The sequence below is a fragment of the Paenibacillus methanolicus genome, from assembly GCF_008124765.1.
GTDB lineage: Bacteria > Bacillota > Bacilli > Paenibacillales > Paenibacillaceae > Paenibacillus_Z > Paenibacillus_Z methanolicus.
In genome coordinates, this window is sequence record NZ_VNHS01000002.1 from 893607 (window position 1) to 910112 (window position 16506).

Below are 16506 nucleotides of genomic sequence, written 5' to 3' on the forward strand. Positions count from 1 at the left end.
TTTATTAACCAATTAATATAAATAAGATGTCAAATCAAACCTAAACCTGCCGTTCGATTCCAGATCAATCCGATTAGAAACGTCAAGCCTAATGCCCCTCTCCCTCCTTGCATGGATTCCCTTTCCTCCATCCTCCCTTTGATTCCCAAAAAAATATATCTAATCGGTTATAAGCGGATGCGGCTCCCCTTTGCTATACTCCAACTTGCAAACGCTATCATTTCGATGCAAGGAGGTGCCGCGGCTCCATACCGACTGGAGCAACACCAATTCTTATCCAACTTGAAGGAGATGATCCGATATGAAACCTTGGCGAACGCTAATCCTCGGCACGGCGGCGCTCATGCTGCTGCCGGTCCACACTTACGCCTACAGCAACCCGTTCAATCTTTCGAGCTCGTGGCGATGGGCGAACAACGATTTCTACGGCGAGGGCGATCCGTACATCCTGAAGTTCAATGGCACCTACTACCTGTACGTCAGCACCGTCGACGACCAGACCGGCGTGAAAGTATGGTCGTCCACCAACCTCGTCGACTGGACGTACCGCGGCTTATGCACGACCGAAGCGGTCACCAAAGCAGCCTATGCGCCTGAAGTCGTCTACTGGAACGGCAAGTTCTACATGTACTCGTCGCCGGGCGGCGGCGGCCACTATGTGCTGGCGAGCGACAGTCCGACCGGCCCGTTCACGGCGCAGACCGGCAACCTCGGCATGGGCATCGACGGCAACGTCTTCATCGACGACGACGGCAAATGGTATTTCTACGCAACGGGCGCCGACACGCTGATCGCCCGCCCGATGCCGACGCCGACGACGTTCGGCGCGCCGGTCGCGACCGGCCTGACCATGGCCGGCTGGACCGAAGGCTCGACGACGTTCAAGCGGAACGGGAAGTACTACATGACGTATACCGGCAACCACGTCTGGAGCACCGTCTACCGGGTCGATTACGCGACGAGCGCAAGCCCGACGACCGGCTTCTCGCCGGCCTCCGGCCAGAATCCCGTGCTGATCGATACCGAAGGCACGAATGTGGGACTCGGGCACAACGGCATGGTCCAAGGCCCGGATCTCGACTCCGATTACATCGTCTACCACTCGCACGCCCACGGCGGCAACGCCGTCTATCCGGGACGCAAGATGAACATGGACCGCGTCGTCTGGAACGGGGACAAGCTGCTCGTGCTCGGACCGACGACGACGGCTCAGCAGAATCCGGAGCTGCCGGACTTCGAAGACCGCTTCAACCGGACCGCGATCGGCGCCGGCTGGACGAACGTCGGCGGCGGCACGTGGGGCATCTACAACCAAGAGCTGATGTGGCAGGATACGATCGGCAATACGACGACGTACCGGCAGGTGACCGCCGCCTCCTCGGCCGCCGACTACACCGCGGAATTCAACGCCAAGCAGATCAAGCAGGGAACGAGCGCGAATCCGGTATTCGGCGCCGTGTTCTCTTATACCAACGAGAGCAATTACGGCGTCGCGGTGCTGAACCGCAACCTGAACCGGCTGGAGACGAATTTCGTCGTCGGCGGCGTCAGCCAGGGCTGGCAGTACGCGGCGCTTCCCGCCGGTTACGATTACACGAAGTGGCACAACATCCGCGTGGAGAAGGCGGGTTCTGCCTTCACCGTGTTCGTGGACGGCATGAAGAAGCAGACGCGCACGGTCGGCGGACTTGGCGGCGGCAAAATCGGCTATACGACGACCGACGCCCACGCCGACTTCGGCTATGCGGCCTTCAGCAACAAGGTCAACGGCAGCAGCGCCTGGAACGCTTATAAGCCGCTGCCCGGCAAGATAGAAGCCGTGCATTACATGAACGGCGGCGAGGGCGGCGCATACCACGATCTGTCGGCGGGCAATCTCGGCGGCGCATACCGCGGCGGAGACGTCGACATCCGGAGCTCCGCGGCGGAAGGCAAAAACATCGTCGGCTGGAACCAGACGGGCGAATGGCTGAAATACCGGGTGAACGTCGCCGAGACCGGCTACTACGATCTGGACGTGCGCCTGGCGACGACGTTCACGGATGCGACATTCCGCGTCTGGGACGGCGCGACCGACCTTACCGGCATCGTGCCTGTGCCGAGCACGGGCGACTGGGAGAGCTGGAAGACGGTCGGCAAGAAGGGACTATATCTAACCGCCGGCAACCACGAGCTGCGCTTCGAGATCGTGAAAGGCGAATTCGACTTGAGCGGCATGACGTTCTCGCGCGGAGACGCGACGACGGCGCTGCTCGACGACTTCAACGACGGCAACGACAACGGCTGGACGCGCTTCGAGGGCAATTGGTCGGTGACGGGCGGCGAGCTGGCATCGGCGGGCGGCGGCGCGTTCGCCAAGACGACGATCGGCAACGAACGGTGGGCGGATTATACGGCGGAATCGGATATTAAGCTCGTCGATACGACGGGCGATGCCGGACTGCTCGTGCGCGTGAATAACCCGGCCAACGGCACGGTGCTCGCGAACAATCCGGATTACGTGCAGGGCTACTATGCGTTCCTCAAGCCGGATGGCGTCTACTTGGGCAAAATGAACTACGGCTACGAGGCGCTTGCTTCCGCTCCGGTCGCGTTGGCGGCTAACGCTTGGCACCATATGAAGGTCGTCGCGAGCGGCACGACGATCCGCGTGTACGTCGGCGATATGAACACGCCGAAGATTTCGTATACCGACAACGGCGCGAATCCGTTCACGCACGGCAAAGTCGGCTTGCGGACGATGAACAACGCCACGCGGTTCGATAACTTCCGCGTCTCGCCTTAACGTACGATTCATGCCGCAGACCGCAGCTACAAGCACGTTTACATGACAAAGGGGCTAGCCCGGCGCGTCATCCTCGGATGACGCCCGGGTTAGCCCCTTGCGCGTATTGGCATGTCTTGATCATTTCGACTCACCCTCGTTAAGGGGATGTCATGAGCGCCATCGGCACGACGTGCTGCCCGCGCGTCCCAGCCCCTGTCCGAAGCTGCTCCATCAGCAGCGCGACGGCCCGCTCGCCGATCGCTGCGATCGCCTGCCGGATGTAGGCAATGCCTTCGATCTCGGGATCGTCGAACGTCACGATTCGCTTGCGCCGCGCCTCGACCGGCCCGAACAGCCGGACGAGCGCCCGATAGGCCGCCCGCGCCAGCTCGACGTCGACGGCCACGATCGCCGCGAACGCCGCATGATGGAGGCGCATCCATTCTTCCAGCGCATCCGTCGCCGTCTCCAGCGGGACGTTGAATCGTTCATAAGGCACGGTCAGCCGACGGACCGACGCCTCCGCAATGCCTTGCTCCGCCAGCGCCTCGTCGATGCCCGCCAGACGGTCGACGACGACGCTGTGCTCCGGCGGCGGCGTCAGCAGCGCAAGCTGCCGGTGCCCTTCTCCGGCCAGATGCGCGACCGCCATCCGTGCCCCCGCCCGATTGTCCGAGCTGACGCTGGCGACGTTCAGATCGGCGTAATAACGGTCGATCAGGACGAGCGGGCAGCCGAGCGCGATCGCGGTATCGACCGTCTGGCGCTCGTGCGCCGCCCCGATCGGGAACAGGATGAGGCCGGCGATGCCGAGCGCGCGCAGCTGGGCGATCGATTCGCGTTCCTTCGCCGCGCTGCCGCGGGAGACGCGGATGACGAGCGTATAGCCGCGCTCGTTGACCGCGCTTTCAATTCCGTCCAGCAGCCGCTGCTCGACCTTCGTGCGCATCGACGGGATGATCATGCCGATCATCCCGCCGGCGCGCGCGGCTTCTTCGGCAGGAACGGAGAACGGCTTGCCAGTCGCCGCTTCCCCGGCTGGCGGCATGCGCAGCCCGAAGGCGGCCTCGCCGGCGACGAAGGTGCCCTTGCCCTTCGCGCGCACGACGACGCCTTCGTCTGCCAAGCCGCTAAGCGCGTTCTTGGTCGTAATCAGACTGACGTGGAACTGCTCGGCTAGCTCCTTCTCGGACGGTATCCGGTCGCCCGGACGAAGGTTGCCGAGCGCGATTTGCGCCTTGATGGCGCGTTGAATTTGTTTGTATAACGGCATGTCCTTCATGGCGATCACCACTTTAACTATACTTCGGGCGAAGGCGGTCGGACAATGCCGTCTTTTTCGAGTGGCACGCGGCTAACGCGTTGTCACCGTCTTGCGGCAAGACCACATGCCATTATCTTGCGCAACGAAACAGGACGATCCCTCAGCCATCCATTGACGGCCGCGGAATCGTCCCGCTCTCCTGTTTATTCCGTGCCGGCAGGCAGCGCCAGCGCCGCGCCCCATCCGGCAGGCGTGCCGAAGTCCGGCGTGCCGTCTTCCCGCCAGCCGAACGGCTGGATGAACGTGCTGCGAAGCTTCGTATCCGCCCCCGCCTCCGGCAGCGCGTGGTAGACGATCCAATCCTCGGCGCCGTCCGGGGAGACGGTAAGGCTGTTATGTCCGGTGGCGTACACCCCGGCCGCGGCGGATTTGCGGAAGACCGGCTCTTGCGTCTTCGTCCACGCCCCCGGCGTCATCGGATCGGACGCCTCCGCCATCGTCAGCAGGCCGAGCGCGTAGTCCTCCGACCAGGTCGTGCTGGCGGAATAGACGAGAAAGACGCGCCCGCCCCGCTTCAGGAAGACGGGTCCTTCGTTGATCGCCATCCCTCCCTGCTTCTCCCATTCCAGCATCGGCGCCGTGAGCAGCGCCTCCGGTCCGGCAAGCGTGCACGGGTCCGTCATTCGCACGAGATACAGCGCCGAACCATAGTCCGGGAAATGCCCGTAGCCCGCATAGCAGAAGTAGAGCGATCCGCCGTGCTCCAGCACCGAGCCGTCCAGTCCCGGCCGCTCCGTCGCGAGCGGGCCCCGCCATATCCATTCGCCCTCCAGCGGATTATCCGCTTCGTTCTCGAGCACGCATACGCGCCGCGTATCGTCTCCGCCGCCATCGTTGGCCGTATAGTAGACATACCAGCGTCCGTTCAGCCGGTGAATTTCCGGCGCCCACAGATTGAAGCTGTATGGTCCTGGCTGCTCCGGCTGCCAGATGATCCGCTGCTCTCCGTCCGCGATTCCCGCGAGCGACCGGGAGCGCCATAACGTCAATCGGTCCCGCTGCGTAACCATGAAGTAGTAGAATCCGTCGTCATGCCGGAGTACCCATGGGTCCGCGCCGGGCGACATGATCGGGTTCGTGAAGGTGGCTGTCACGATCGCAATCCCCTCTTTTCTCGTATTCGGTGCGCTGTGCGCCACACCATCATACCGGGGCTAGGAACGGACGAGTAGCCTTAATTAAGTATAAAATGAACCGCTGCCGTTCTCCCGCACCGCGTGCACCTGCACCGTATGCTTGCTGTCCACCGTCGCCAGAATAACGTCTGACAAGCGCGCGGGCTGGATTTGTTTCTCGAGCCAGGCCTGTTCCTTGCCGATGTCGCGCAGCAGCTCATGATTCATATGACCGTCCGTAATGATCGGCTTCGTCAGGTTGAACGGCTGCACGGGCAGCTTCAAGTCCTCGGGCGTCACCGGCTGATTCGCCGGATGGACGAAGACGGACAGCGTGCCGCCCGGCTCCCACGCCGCGTACGCCACCTTCGCGATATCTTCTACGTTCGACTTGCGCAGCTCGGCATACAAGAACTCGATCGGCAGTTTCGCCTTCCCTAAGTTCCGGTAATTGAGCTTGCCGTCCTGGATGAGCGTCAAGGCAGGCGGGTCGAAAAAATGCTTGAACACCGGCACCTTCAAGCTCAACCAGATCGAGGCCATATAGAGGACGACCAGCATGACCGTCGTAATCATCGAGCCCTTCAGCCCCAGATGCTCATCCGACAGCGGGTGGGCAATAATATTGCCGAGCGTCAGGGCGATGATGAAGTCGAGGAAGCGGAGCTGCGAAATCGAGCGCTGCCCGAGCATTTTCGCCGCGACGAGCAAGAAGACGAAGCCGACGATGCTTCTCAGGATCCACTGTAACGCCGTCAGCGACTCTTGGCTTTTGAAGAACTCCACCGTTGCAATCCCTCCGCATCATGCTTGTTTGCCGCGTAGGATGCCCCAACGTTATCCAACCTATGCTCATGCTCTTCCCTCCGCCGATCCTTGCCCAACACAAAAAGGCCGCTTCCGCGAAGCGACCTTATTTGCGCGTTACCTTCTAACTGCTCTGAACCCCACGAAACGTTTGTTCGTCTCGTCCCACAGCCGATACCGGAGCGACTGCAGACTCATTCGGATACCGATCGCCGGGACATTCCGCAGCACTTCATGACTCTGGTGGATATGCTCCAGCCGGTAGTTGGTTGCCTGAGGCACCAGATGGTGAATGTGGTGGAACCCAATGTTCCCCGTCAGCCATTGCAGGATCTTCGGCAGCTTGTAATAGGAGCTCCCTTGCATGGCCGCGCTGACGTAATCCCACTCCTCCGCGTGCTCGAAATACGTATCCTCGAACTGATGCTGCACATAGAAGAGCCATATTCCCGCCGCGCCCGCTACGTAAAGAATCGGCACATAGACGAGCAGCGCTTCCTGCCATCCCAGCGTCCAGCAGAGAATAGCCATCATGAGCGCAATGGAGACGTTGGTCAAATAGGTGTTCAACCGTTCCTTGCGCTTGGCTTCCCGCCGGTTCACCCGATACGCCACCAGGAAAATATAGATCGGCCCGAGTCCGAACATCACGAGCGGGTTGCGGTACAAACGATACACGAGGCGCTTCCAGAACGAGAGCGCCGCGTATTCATCCGTCGTCAGCGTCCATATATCGCCAGTGCCCCTACGCGATAAGTTCCCGCTCGTGGCATGATGAATGGCATGCTCGTTCTTCCATTGTTCATAAGGGAAAAAAGTAAGGATTCCCGTGATCGTGCCGACGATCGCATTGGCGCGCTTGCTCGAGAAAAACGAGAAGTGGCAACAATCGTGGAAAATAATAAAAATCCTTACCAGGAAACCGGCGGCCACGATTCCCAGCGCCCAAGTGATCCAAACGGAAACCGACAAGCATAAATAGGCAGCCGCCCAAAGCAAAATGAAGGGAATGATGGTGTTGACCATTTGCCAGATGCTCTTCCGCCTATCCGGTTTGCCTTGGGCCGTAATATCCATTCTCAAACGGCCGTACTCTGGTGTTAATTTCATTGCAAGCTCCTTTTTCTCATTGGAAAATATGCAGTCTGCTTTATTTTACCACGAAGATGACCGTTAAAACCAATCGAACGATGCCATAAGCTTAAAATTGCGAATTCGGCTTGGACTCCCTGGCGCCCAACCGTCCGTTCAGCTGCTCCGAACAGAGCAGCATCGCTGCCGCCGAGACCGCAATGAACCAAGGAAATGCGCCGATGGAGACAGCGGAAGCCAGAAAGCCGAAGAACGGCGGCAGGAAGGTGCTGCCCGTGTAGGCCATCGCCATTTGGTAGCCCATGATCGTCTGCGAATGGCGCTTTCCGAACCGGACCGGCGTCTCGTGCAGCATGCACGGGAAGATCGGCGCAAGCCCAAGGCCGATGACGATGAGGCCGATGAGCGCGAAGACCGAAGGCAGCGGCAGCAGGAGCAGCAACGCGCCGGCCATCGCCGTCAGCTGCCCGCTCCGGATGAGCCGGCGGTTGCTAACCTTGAACGTGATGAAGCCGGTGACGAAACGGCCGACCGTAATGCCCAGGTAGTAGAAGGACACCCATTGCGCGGCTTGCGCGGCGGACAGTTCCTTCACTCCGACGAGGAAGCTGCTTCCCCATAAGCCGACCGTCGCCTCGACGCTGCAGTAGAACAGGAACGACAGCATCGCCAGCTTGACGCCCTTGATCCGCAGCGGCTTCGTCGGGCGGGCGTCGCTCGCATGCGAGACCGTGACTTCTTCCTCCGCCTTATCGCTGCCGTTCACGCCGCCAGTTCGTGCGACCCGATCCCATAGCGGCAGCGTGAAGAGCAGAATAACCACGAGCGCGAATTGAATGACGGCCACCGTCAAGTAGCCATCGCGCCAGTCGCTGCGCCCCGTGATGAACTGCGCCATAATGATCGGTCCGAGCGTGGCGCCAACGCCCCAGAAGCTGTGCAGCCAGCTCATGTGGTGCGCTTTGTAATGGGCGGCGACGTAGTTGTTCAACCCCGAATCGACGGCGCCCGCGCCAAGCCCGAGCGGAACGGCGAAGACGAACAGCCACGCGAGCGACGGCGCGAAGGCGTAGCCGAGCAGCGCCCCCGCCGTCATGATGCAGCTGATCAGCGTTACTTTCCCCGTACCGTAGCGGTTCAACACGCGGCCGCTCAGCAGGCTCGACACGATCGTGCCGGCCGCGATCGTCATGAACACGAGCCCCGCCGCGCTAAGGGGCGCCTCCAGCTCCTGCCTCATGACCGGCCAGGCGGTGCCGAGCAGCGAATCCGGCAGTCCCAGACTAATGAAAGCCAAATAGATGATGATCAAGAAAAACGTTGCCATGTCGCTCCCCCATTCGTTCGTATACGCCTAAGCTTAGGCATCGGTTCCCGCAATCATTAGATCGAGCGCCAAATGCTGCAGCCCGCCCAAGTAATCCTGTTTCCAATCGCTCATCGTCAGCAGCGGCACATGCTCCCGCGGTATATACGCCGTGCTCCGCTCCGTTATCCGGGCCAGCAGCGCCTCATCCACCTCGTCATCGCAAAAGACGACCGCCCGCGGATTCGTGATGACGGCGTACGTCGCGATAAGCCGGGCAACCGCGTCGACCTGACCTTCCCCGGTCAGGACGGCCCGCCGGTTGCGATCCCCCTCCTGCAGCGCCTCAAGAAAGGTCCGGTCATCGTACTGCGGAACGAGCGAGATTTCGCCGGAGAAGAACGTGCTCCCCCGCACGACGTCGCCGTTGATCATAATGCCGGAACCCGGCCCGTTCTGCCCGAAGTAGAGGTAGACGAGCGATTCGTCCTCGATCTCCATGTTCGACGCATAGCCAAGCACCGCCGCGTTCATGTCGTTCTCGACGACGACCGGGATTTGGAAGCGCGATTCGAAGGTGCCCTTCAAGTCGTAATCGTGGAACTGCGGGTACGGCGGGATGAAAATAATCCGTCCGTTGTTGACCGCGCCCGGCACCCCGATCGCAATTGAGCGAAGCTTCGGATATTTCTCGATGAGCGCCTCGATATGATCGGCCAGCAGCTGCGAATTCTCCAGCAAGACGCCTGGCGTCGTCCCCTGCTCCTTGATGTCTCCGACGCAATCGAAGATCGTATAGTTCGTCTCCGTCTTCTCGACGAAGATGGCCAGGCCCAGCATATATTCAGGATCATACGCATACCGCTTCGCCCGCCGGCCGCCGCTGGAATCGTCCTCCCCGGAGCAGCGGATCTCGCCGTTTAGCTCCATCTGCGCCAGAAACTTGCTGATCGTCGGGAAGCTGATGCCCAGCCGCTGGCTGAGCTCCGCCTTCGTCGCGCTGCCCATCATAATAAGCGCCGCCCGAATGCGCTGAATAATCGCCTTCTTCATCTCTTTCGGCGTCGTGTGCAAATCGGTCATGTGAACTCAACGCCTTCCGTCGCATAATCGCATATTTATTACTTTTTAAACAAGTTAAATAAGTCCTGATCATCTTAGCAGAAACGGCGGATCCGGGCAATACGCGGCGGATTATTTCTTGCGTTTAAGCGGGGCTTTCGCGGTAGGGTCCTACAAAACATAGAACTTACGGAGCGGCAGGCGCATGCCTATACTAAGTGCAAGAGGTGATCGAACATGTTCAAATGGCGATGGTGGTTGACCGGCTGGGCGGCGCTGCTGCTCTTGTTCTCCGCGCCGCCGATCGTGGCGATGGGGCTGGAATACGCGGCGAGCGCCAAGGTGCGGAACCATTTCATAATCGACCGTATCTATGTCAATTCCGCGCAGCCCGGCGATGCCGAGGTGCTGGGGGAAGGGACGGGGGTGCCGATCTCCGGCTTCTCGCTGCGTAACAGCCTTGTGCATGGCGGCAAGACGGTTGCGATTCGCTCGCTTGACGATTACGCGCGACAGATTGCCTTGCCGTCCGATGAGGCTGCAGTCTATGAACGCGCATACAGCTGGAAGGGACAGTCGATCCGCGTGACGGATCGCTTCTTGACCGGCGACGTGACGAGGGACAGCCGAGCGCAATCGGCCTTGCAGATCACGATAAACGGCGTGGATTGGTCGACCGGCGGCCAGGCGGAAGTTCGTCCTGCATACTTGGACGAGAATCGGTATCACGGGTACTACGGGATGCTGCTCGTACGGGAGGAAGGCGAGGAACGGCTCGTGCTCGTGCAGCGGGCGGACGGCGTCGGGTTTAATTTCAAGCCGGAAACGTTGGCTTGGCGGATGCTATCCGTGGATCGGCGCGGCGCCGTTACCGAACAACGGGTAGCGTATGGCGAATGGAAGGACCAGCCGGAGCTCGCGAATTACGTCAATCAGTCGAACGCCACGCCAGTCTCGGTCGGCTATCGGTCGGGGATTTTGCAGGTGTGGCCAAGTCTGTTCTTCCCGATTCTGTATCCGTTCGCCAGCGGCGGGGGCGGACTGCTGATGCTGGCTGCGGTCGGGTTGTCGCTGCCGTTCCGGAGAAGAAACTCGCGGGAGAGAATCACGGAGTGAATAGCATCCAATACGCGATAGGAAGCCGCGTTATTCGAATTGCAGCGAGCTTCCATGCGATGAAGTCCGGCTTCTAGAAAGCTAAATCGCAGGACTTCTTTCGCCGCTTCCGTTACGTAGCCTCGATTCCAATGTTCGCTAGCAATCGCATAGCCAAGATGGGCGTTGTCATGGACGGGATCGACACGAATAAGTCCCGTCCTGCCGATCAGGTCCCCGGTTGCTTGAAGAAAAATTCCCCGGCGTATCGCTTGTCTGCTGTCGAATTTATGCATGACGTCCCTCAACTCTTTCACCGTATCCTCAATCGTCCCATGCGGCTCCCACAACGTTGCGGCAGACACCGCGGGATCATGGGCAAAACGGAAGTACGCCGGCGCATCCTCCAACTCTAGTTTCCGGAGAAATAGCCGCTCGGTTTCCAAGACGGGCGGCTTAGTAAAGAATAGATTCAGATCCATCGAATCCCCCTATCGATTCACGAATACCATCAAGAGTCCGGTGACGGCAGCAATCCAAATCAAGATGATCAGACCTCCAACCAACCAGTTCTTCGGTTTGCCGCCTTTCATGCGCTCTTCCGCCTTCCCCCTTGCATCCGCGAGAACGGCGTCCGGCATCAGCTTGAGCGCGAGCAAGACGCCCAGGGGAACTAGGATGACGTCATCCAAGTAGCCTAAGATCGGAATAAAATCGGGGATGAGATCGATCGGGCTGAACGCATACGCGACGATGCAGATCGCGAATAGCTTGGCGTACCACGGCGTGCGGACGTCTTTGTAGGCGAAATAGAGGACGAAGACTTGTTTCTTGAGCTGCTTCGCCCAAGTTTTCAATTGCGCGATCATGGCTGGTCTCCTAGCAATCAAGATGCTTCATTGTAGCATGAACTTCACCGGTCGGGGCGATCGAACATCCGCAATCTCATCGAGACTCGGCTTATAATTTATCGATGAAAGATTGCACATGCTCGCGGACTTTCGTTTTCTCGGTTTCCGTCATCTTGTTCATTTTGAACGGACCGGTCTCTCCGTCGGGGATCAGGATGGCGGCCGGTTCCTCGAGCGTCGCCGTGCGTTGATCCTTGTCTTCCGCCAGCGTGACGTGGGACTTATGCAGATAAGAGTGGGCGATTTCGGTTTTCATGTGCCGACCTGCCGTATCATAGTAGTCCTCGATGGTTTTCGTGTCCGTCTTCACGTGGTTCTTCCCTTCTTCGATCGTCGTGACCGCGTTCACCTTCTTGAAGCCGGTCGTCTCGTAGAAGCCCGCTTCGTTCTGCTCCAGCGTCTCCGCGACGAATACTTCCACATGCTCCGCGTGTTTCGTGCCGCTGCCGCATGCGCTCAAGACTAGCAAAACAGCGAGAAGCAGACCTAGCGGCGCTAGACTTGCAATCGGTCTTTTCATGAGAGCACCTCCTTTTGCGATTACTGCTGTACTCTACGGTTGCTCGCGCCTTATGTAACAAGGACGTGGACTATGCACGGAGGATTTGTTTGCGAAGCGATTCGATATCCTTGACCAGCAGGGAGTTCGCCCAGAAGGTGAGGTTTCTCTCCTCCTGCAAAGGCCTTAGGTCGACGTCTGCCACTTTGCTCGTCAGCAAATGGCCAATTCGGTGGCGGTCTTTAATTACCAGGTCTCTATGTATTCGCTGCCATTCTTGTAGATCTGCTTTTACCTTGAATCGATTGACGACAAGGTAAGGAAAGTCGAAATACTCGCTATGGACGATGATCAGTTGATCGCCTTCCTCAGGTCCTTCCTTCAGCATGCGTCCCGAAGGGGCGAATCGGACTCTCTCATCAAACGGCCATTCGTGCTCAACAAGCATGCGTATAGGTGAAACGTAGGACTCGCCTTTATAGTCCTCGACGATATTATCCATGCAGTATACAATCCATTTTGCTTTGTCGTAATAAGCCACTTTTGAAGGATTGAAGTATTCGCTCTCGAACTGTTCTGCCCGCTTAGGCGGCCCCGGCCAAGCTCCATCATCGGAATAAATAAATCCGTTCGTCAATTCCGCTAGCGCGGCGGCGAGAAAACCATACGTCGCATTGATAATAGCAGGCTGACCAACCGACCGGCGCAACTCCCAGTAGTGCCCGATGGAAAGGGACTTAAACACTTCCGCGTAAGGCCCCTCTTTATCCTCGTATTCCTTCCACATATCATTCACGAGCTCATCTACGGTGCTGAAATAGGCATCCGATCCTCCGCCATCCTCACTCGGTGTCACAAAAAACCAGGCGTAGTCCGCATCCCAACGAGCCGTCAGCGTACTCGATGAACCGCTTTCGATGGTAGCCTCCCCGATCCGCACGCCGATCACCGGCGTGATCTCTAATTCCAGCGAACGCAAAAAGGCATGCAGCTTTTCGTTCGCGAGCTCCAAAAGCTCCGTCAATCGAGGTATGTTTGCGGTTGTCGGATACACTTGAAATGTCGTGCTCATTGGTTCCTCCTCCTAGGTTCTACCGCTAATCACCATCCCGATCATAGTAGCACATTCGAGAATAATACCCCAGATATTTCCTGTCACGAACGCACAAAAGCGCCCAACGCCGCTAGACGTTGGACAGCTCTCTTCTACCCTTTGATCGACCCGACGTACACGCCCTTCACGAAATACTTCTGCAGGAACGGATACACCGTCAGAATCGGCAGCGTCGAGACGACGATCGTGCAATATTGGACCAGTTCGCGGTACGCGGTCGCGCTCGAGGCGCTGTCGATGACGACTCCCTCGGCAAAGAGAATGCGCATTTAAAACGTAGAATTTACATAGTCAAAACAAAAAACCGTCTTCGTAGACGGTTTTGGGCTTGCCGGTATGAGATTTACATAATAGCCGAGTTACACGGTTTGCATTGCTTGCTTGCACCACCCCCGAGCGGCGTGACGCCTTCGGACTTGACGAAGAATGCTTAGCGGCAGCGGATAAGCAGATCGATCGGGTAGCGGCCGGCATTGCGGCCGTACAGCGACAAGCCGCCGTCCTCGGCCTCGAGCTCCAGCTTGAACGAGCGGCGCGCGTCCAGCTTGGCGGCCAGACGGCCGGGCACTTTCGCCTGGATCAAGTAACCGTACGAACCGGCTTCGTCCAGCCGATTCGGCTTCGCTTGATAATGCCAGGACAAGACGCCGCGGCTGTCGGCCGGATCGTCCGGCAGTACGAACGAACCGATCCGCTCGCCGTCCACGAGGACGTGCACGCGGGATTCGTGGCGCGTTTCATCCGTCATGTAATACGTATTCGGATTATACTCCACCTGCGCCGATGCGCCGTGCATCATGCTGATGCCATGATCCGCGAACTTCGCGCCCTCGATATGTCGCGCCAGCGGCCGGCACGCGGCCGCTTCGAACGCGATCGCAAGCTCCCCGATCAGCTCCAGCTCGTCTTGACCTGGCAGCGTAATGTCGTAGGCGAAGCGGCCCGCTCCCGCGCCGGTCGTCTTGGCGCCGCCGACCGCTTGCCATTGATGCGCGAACGTCTGGCCGCCGAAGCCGCCGACCGGCAGCTGGAGGAACAGGCCGTCCCCATCCGCGCGGGAAGCCAGGTCGCCCCGAACGTCGAACGTCGTGAAGTTGCGCGTCACAATCTGGCCGTCGCCGTCCACCAGCTTGATCGCGAGCACCGCCACCGCATCCTCCGCCGGCATTATGACGGCCAGCTCGCCTAGCAATTCGACGCCGTACCCTTCCCACGCCGCGGACAGCGTCCCCGACGCAACGGTCGTGCGCGTCCCCAGACTGTCATACGCTAGTTCCCATGCCACGGTCAACGTCTGTCCATGATAACGATCCGAGAAGCTCGAGCGCAGCAGCGTCACCGTCGCGCGTTCGCCGGCCGCGATCGTCTGACACGGCGGCGCGTCGATGACGACGAAGTCCGGCGCATGCAAATCCGCGACCGTCATGCCCGGCACGAAAGCCTCGTAGCCGAACTCCTTCTCCGTCCCGTCCAGCCGGTAATAGCCGTTGAATTCGTTCGTCACGTCGCGGAATTCGGTGAAGACGAAGCCGCACAGCTTGTCGTGCCTGCGGAACTCGTTCATCATGTACCGGTAATGCCAGGCGAGATCGCTGTCGCCCGCGCCGCCCTCGATGCCCCAGACGTTGCCGCATTCGCTGTTCATGAGCGGGGCGTCCGTCTGCACGTTGCCGCCGATGAAGTTGTGCGCCGAACCCGGCACCGCCTTCGCGACGACCTCCTCCACGTGGCCGCGCAGCTGCTCGTAGCCGTTGATGTAGAAGTGCCACGTGTTCAAGTCCGTCTCTACATGGTCCCAGTTGCACGGCGAATTATCTTCCACGAGACGCGTCGGGTCCAGCCGCTTCGCCCAATGGTACATGCTTCTGACCCACTCTTGCGCCTCCGGCCGGTAGCTGCTCGCCTGCGCCGCATCTCCCGTCAGACCTCCGCTCGCGCCTTCCGTCTTGAGCCCCCACGTCTCGTTGAACATGACCCAGGAGAAGATCGACGGATGATTCCAGTCCCGTTCGATCACTTCCAGCGCTTCGCGTTCGTAGCCGCCGCGGGCTTCCTCGTCCGGCGCGCCCCAGAAGCACGGCATATCCTCCATGACGAGAATGCCGAGCTTATCGGCCCAATAGAGCTTGCGCGGCTCTTCCGGCTTGATGTGGATGCGGACGAAGTTGAGCCCGAGCCGTTTCATGAGGTAAATCTCGTCCCGCATCTCCTCGTCGGACGGGTAGGTGAAGTAGCCGGTCGCATGGTACGACTGATCCAGCGTGCCGTTCAGATAGACCGGCTTGCCGTTCAGCGTAATCCAGCGGTAGCCGCGCTCGCCGAAATGCGCCGAACCGATCTCGCGAATGCCGAAGTACGTCTGTACGACGTCCGCTCCCCCCGCGGCGTCAAACCGAAGCTCTCCTTCGTACAAATGCGGATTTTCCGGCGACCATAGCTTCGGACTGCTTACCTGGAACGTAGTATCTATTTCGTTCAAGCCTGCCTCCAGCGTCACTTGAGCCTCGTGCATCACATCCCCTTGCGCAAAATCAAACGAAAGCGTCCCCGCACCCGCCTCGAGTGCTTCTATGCGGGCTTTCACATGGATCGTGCCGTCCAGAGACGTCGTGAATTTGGCATCGCGCACGAACGTACGCGGTCTGGCTTCCAACCATACCGGCTGCCAAATGCCGCGAATCTCGCCATAACCCTGCTTGCCGCGCGTTTGGAAATCACGGTCGCGATCCTCTGCCTTGACGACGATCGTATTGACGCCGCCGGACTGCCAGGCGTCCGTCACCTCGAACTCGAAGGTGCCGTAGCCGCCGTGGTGAACGCCCGCGAACACCCCGTTCACCCACGCCTCGGCCGTATAATCGACGGCTCCGAACCGCAGGAACAATCGGCTGTCCCGCTGCTTCGGCTGCCAGTCTACCGTGCGGCGATACCAGCCGATGCCCGCCGTATTCTCGCCGATGCCGGAGAGCGGGCTGGCCCAAGAGAAGGGCACCATAATCTCGCGGTCGAACGCCGCCGTCGGACTGACCTGCCACGACGCTCCGCTCCCTTCGTCCTGCGGATCGAAGCGGAATGCCCAGGCGCCGTTCAAATTATGCCAGTCCGCGCGCTGCCAGTCCGGCCGGGGGAACTCCGGTCTTACGGTTGCTGCCGATGTCGTTTGGGTTGTCATCGATCGAACACATCCTTTGCTTGGTCATGGAATTTCAAGTGGTAAGCCTCAGAATGAACCAACATCGAAGTTAACTAATCGTGTATGTAACCGCTTATTCAACGCTAGTTTAGAACAATGCTAGGGTTTTAACAATACATAAGTTAATTAATAAATCATCAAGTTAATATATAGGAGTAGAAGTAGACATATTTTTTGAACATCGCGGGACTCGGTTTATTATTCCGCGGCCTCCTGCTATA

Annotated in this window: 12 protein-coding genes and 2 pseudogenes; 2 read left to right on the forward strand and 12 right to left on the reverse strand. The window is 59.2% G+C overall.

Annotation, left to right across the window (positions count from 1 at the left end; translation table 11 throughout):
- The first annotated feature begins 301 nt into the window (after positions 1-301).
- Positions 302-2785 (forward strand): family 43 glycosylhydrolase, encoded by a 2484-nt coding sequence (locus BCM02_RS08775; protein WP_148928663.1) that lies wholly within the window; start codon positions 302-304, stop codon positions 2783-2785.
- Positions 2786-2924: 139 nt separating this feature from the next.
- Here the strand turns inward: BCM02_RS08775 and BCM02_RS08780 are convergent, their stop codons facing one another.
- The 6 genes from BCM02_RS08780 to BCM02_RS08805 all read right to left on the reverse strand — a co-directional run bounded on the left by BCM02_RS08780 (position 2925) and on the right by BCM02_RS08805 (position 9494).
- Positions 2925-4049, reverse strand: a complete 1125-nt coding sequence (locus BCM02_RS08780; protein WP_148928664.1) for a GntR family transcriptional regulator — start codon at positions 4047-4049, stop codon at positions 2925-2927.
- Between the two features lie 185 nt (positions 4050-4234).
- Entirely contained in the window at positions 4235-5188 is a 954-nt protein-coding gene (locus BCM02_RS08785; protein ID WP_425466163.1) for a glycoside hydrolase family 43 protein, read from the reverse strand.
- 81 nt (positions 5189-5269) lie between these two features.
- Entirely contained in the window at positions 5270-5992 is a 723-nt protein-coding gene (locus BCM02_RS08790; protein ID WP_148928665.1) for a DUF421 domain-containing protein, read from the reverse strand.
- A 138-nt stretch (positions 5993-6130) separates the two neighbouring features.
- Positions 6131-7123 carry a Delta(5) desaturase DesA gene (desA, locus tag BCM02_RS08795; protein ID WP_148928666.1) on the reverse strand — a complete coding sequence of 331 codons (993 nt, stop codon included), beginning with the start codon at positions 7121-7123 and terminating at the stop codon, positions 6131-6133.
- A gap of 91 nt (positions 7124-7214) precedes the next feature.
- Positions 7215-8432, reverse strand: a complete 1218-nt coding sequence (locus BCM02_RS08800) for an MFS transporter (RefSeq protein WP_148928667.1) — start codon at positions 8430-8432, stop codon at positions 7215-7217.
- Positions 8433-8465: 33 nt separating this feature from the next.
- Positions 8466-9494, reverse strand: coding sequence for an ROK family transcriptional regulator (locus tag BCM02_RS08805; RefSeq protein WP_148928668.1), 1029 nt, complete (start codon positions 9492-9494; stop codon positions 8466-8468).
- 216 nt (positions 9495-9710) lie between these two features.
- Here BCM02_RS08805 and BCM02_RS35900 point away from each other — a divergent pair, with 216 nt between their 5' ends.
- Positions 9711-10589 carry a hypothetical protein gene (locus BCM02_RS35900; RefSeq protein ID WP_246183265.1) on the forward strand — a complete coding sequence of 293 codons (879 nt, stop codon included), beginning with the start codon at positions 9711-9713 and terminating at the stop codon, positions 10587-10589.
- A 17-nt stretch (positions 10590-10606) separates the two neighbouring features.
- On the opposite strand, the pseudogene BCM02_RS36575 reads toward BCM02_RS35900, so the two are convergent.
- The 6 genes and pseudogenes from BCM02_RS36575 to BCM02_RS08835 form a co-directional block, all read right to left on the reverse strand.
- A pseudogene (locus tag BCM02_RS36575) lies at positions 10607-11050 on the reverse strand (GNAT family N-acetyltransferase); the annotation flags it as partial.
- 9 nt (positions 11051-11059) lie between these two features.
- Positions 11060-11437: a YkvA family protein gene (locus BCM02_RS08815; protein WP_148928670.1), complete on the reverse strand. Its 378-nt coding sequence runs from the start codon at positions 11435-11437 to the stop codon at positions 11060-11062.
- 91 nt (positions 11438-11528) lie between these two features.
- Positions 11529-11999, reverse strand: a complete 471-nt coding sequence (locus BCM02_RS08820; protein ID WP_148928671.1) for a hypothetical protein — start codon at positions 11997-11999, stop codon at positions 11529-11531.
- 70 nt (positions 12000-12069) lie between these two features.
- Positions 12070-13050, reverse strand: coding sequence for a hypothetical protein (locus BCM02_RS08825; protein ID WP_148928672.1), 981 nt, complete (start codon positions 13048-13050; stop codon positions 12070-12072).
- A 134-nt stretch (positions 13051-13184) separates the two neighbouring features.
- Positions 13185-13346, reverse strand: a pseudogene (locus BCM02_RS08830) (carbohydrate ABC transporter permease); the annotation flags it as partial.
- 176 nt (positions 13347-13522) lie between these two features.
- Complete coding sequence (locus BCM02_RS08835) at positions 13523-16264, reverse strand: glycoside hydrolase family 2 protein (RefSeq protein WP_148928673.1); 2742 nt, start codon at positions 16262-16264, stop codon at positions 13523-13525.
- Positions 16265-16506: the final 242 nt, after the last annotated feature.

Excerpts from the sequence above, each read along its gene's own strand:
- BCM02_RS08815 (WP_148928670.1), bottom strand. The coding sequence starts at position 11,437 with ATGATCGCGCAATTGAAAACTTGGGCGAAGCAGCTCAAGAAACAAGTC.
- desA (WP_148928666.1), bottom strand. The coding sequence starts at position 7,123 with ATGAAATTAACACCAGAGTACGGCCGTTTGAGAATGGATATTACGGCC.
- BCM02_RS08805 (WP_148928668.1), bottom strand. The coding sequence starts at position 9,494 with ATGACCGATTTGCACACGACGCCGAAAGAGATGAAGAAGGCGATTATT.
- BCM02_RS08820 (WP_148928671.1), bottom strand. The coding sequence starts at position 11,999 with ATGAAAAGACCGATTGCAAGTCTAGCGCCGCTAGGTCTGCTTCTCGCT.
- BCM02_RS35900 (WP_246183265.1), top strand. The coding sequence starts at position 9,711 with ATGTTCAAATGGCGATGGTGGTTGACCGGCTGGGCGGCGCTGCTGCTC.
- BCM02_RS08800 (WP_148928667.1), bottom strand. The coding sequence starts at position 8,432 with ATGGCAACGTTTTTCTTGATCATCATCTATTTGGCTTTCATTAGTCTG.
- BCM02_RS08825 (WP_148928672.1), bottom strand. The coding sequence starts at position 13,050 with ATGAGCACGACATTTCAAGTGTATCCGACAACCGCAAACATACCTCGA.
- BCM02_RS08780 (WP_148928664.1), bottom strand. The coding sequence starts at position 4,049 with ATGAAGGACATGCCGTTATACAAACAAATTCAACGCGCCATCAAGGCG.
- BCM02_RS08775 (WP_148928663.1), top strand. The coding sequence starts at position 302 with ATGAAACCTTGGCGAACGCTAATCCTCGGCACGGCGGCGCTCATGCTG.
- BCM02_RS08835 (WP_148928673.1), bottom strand. The coding sequence starts at position 16,264 with ATGACAACCCAAACGACATCGGCAGCAACCGTAAGACCGGAGTTCCCC.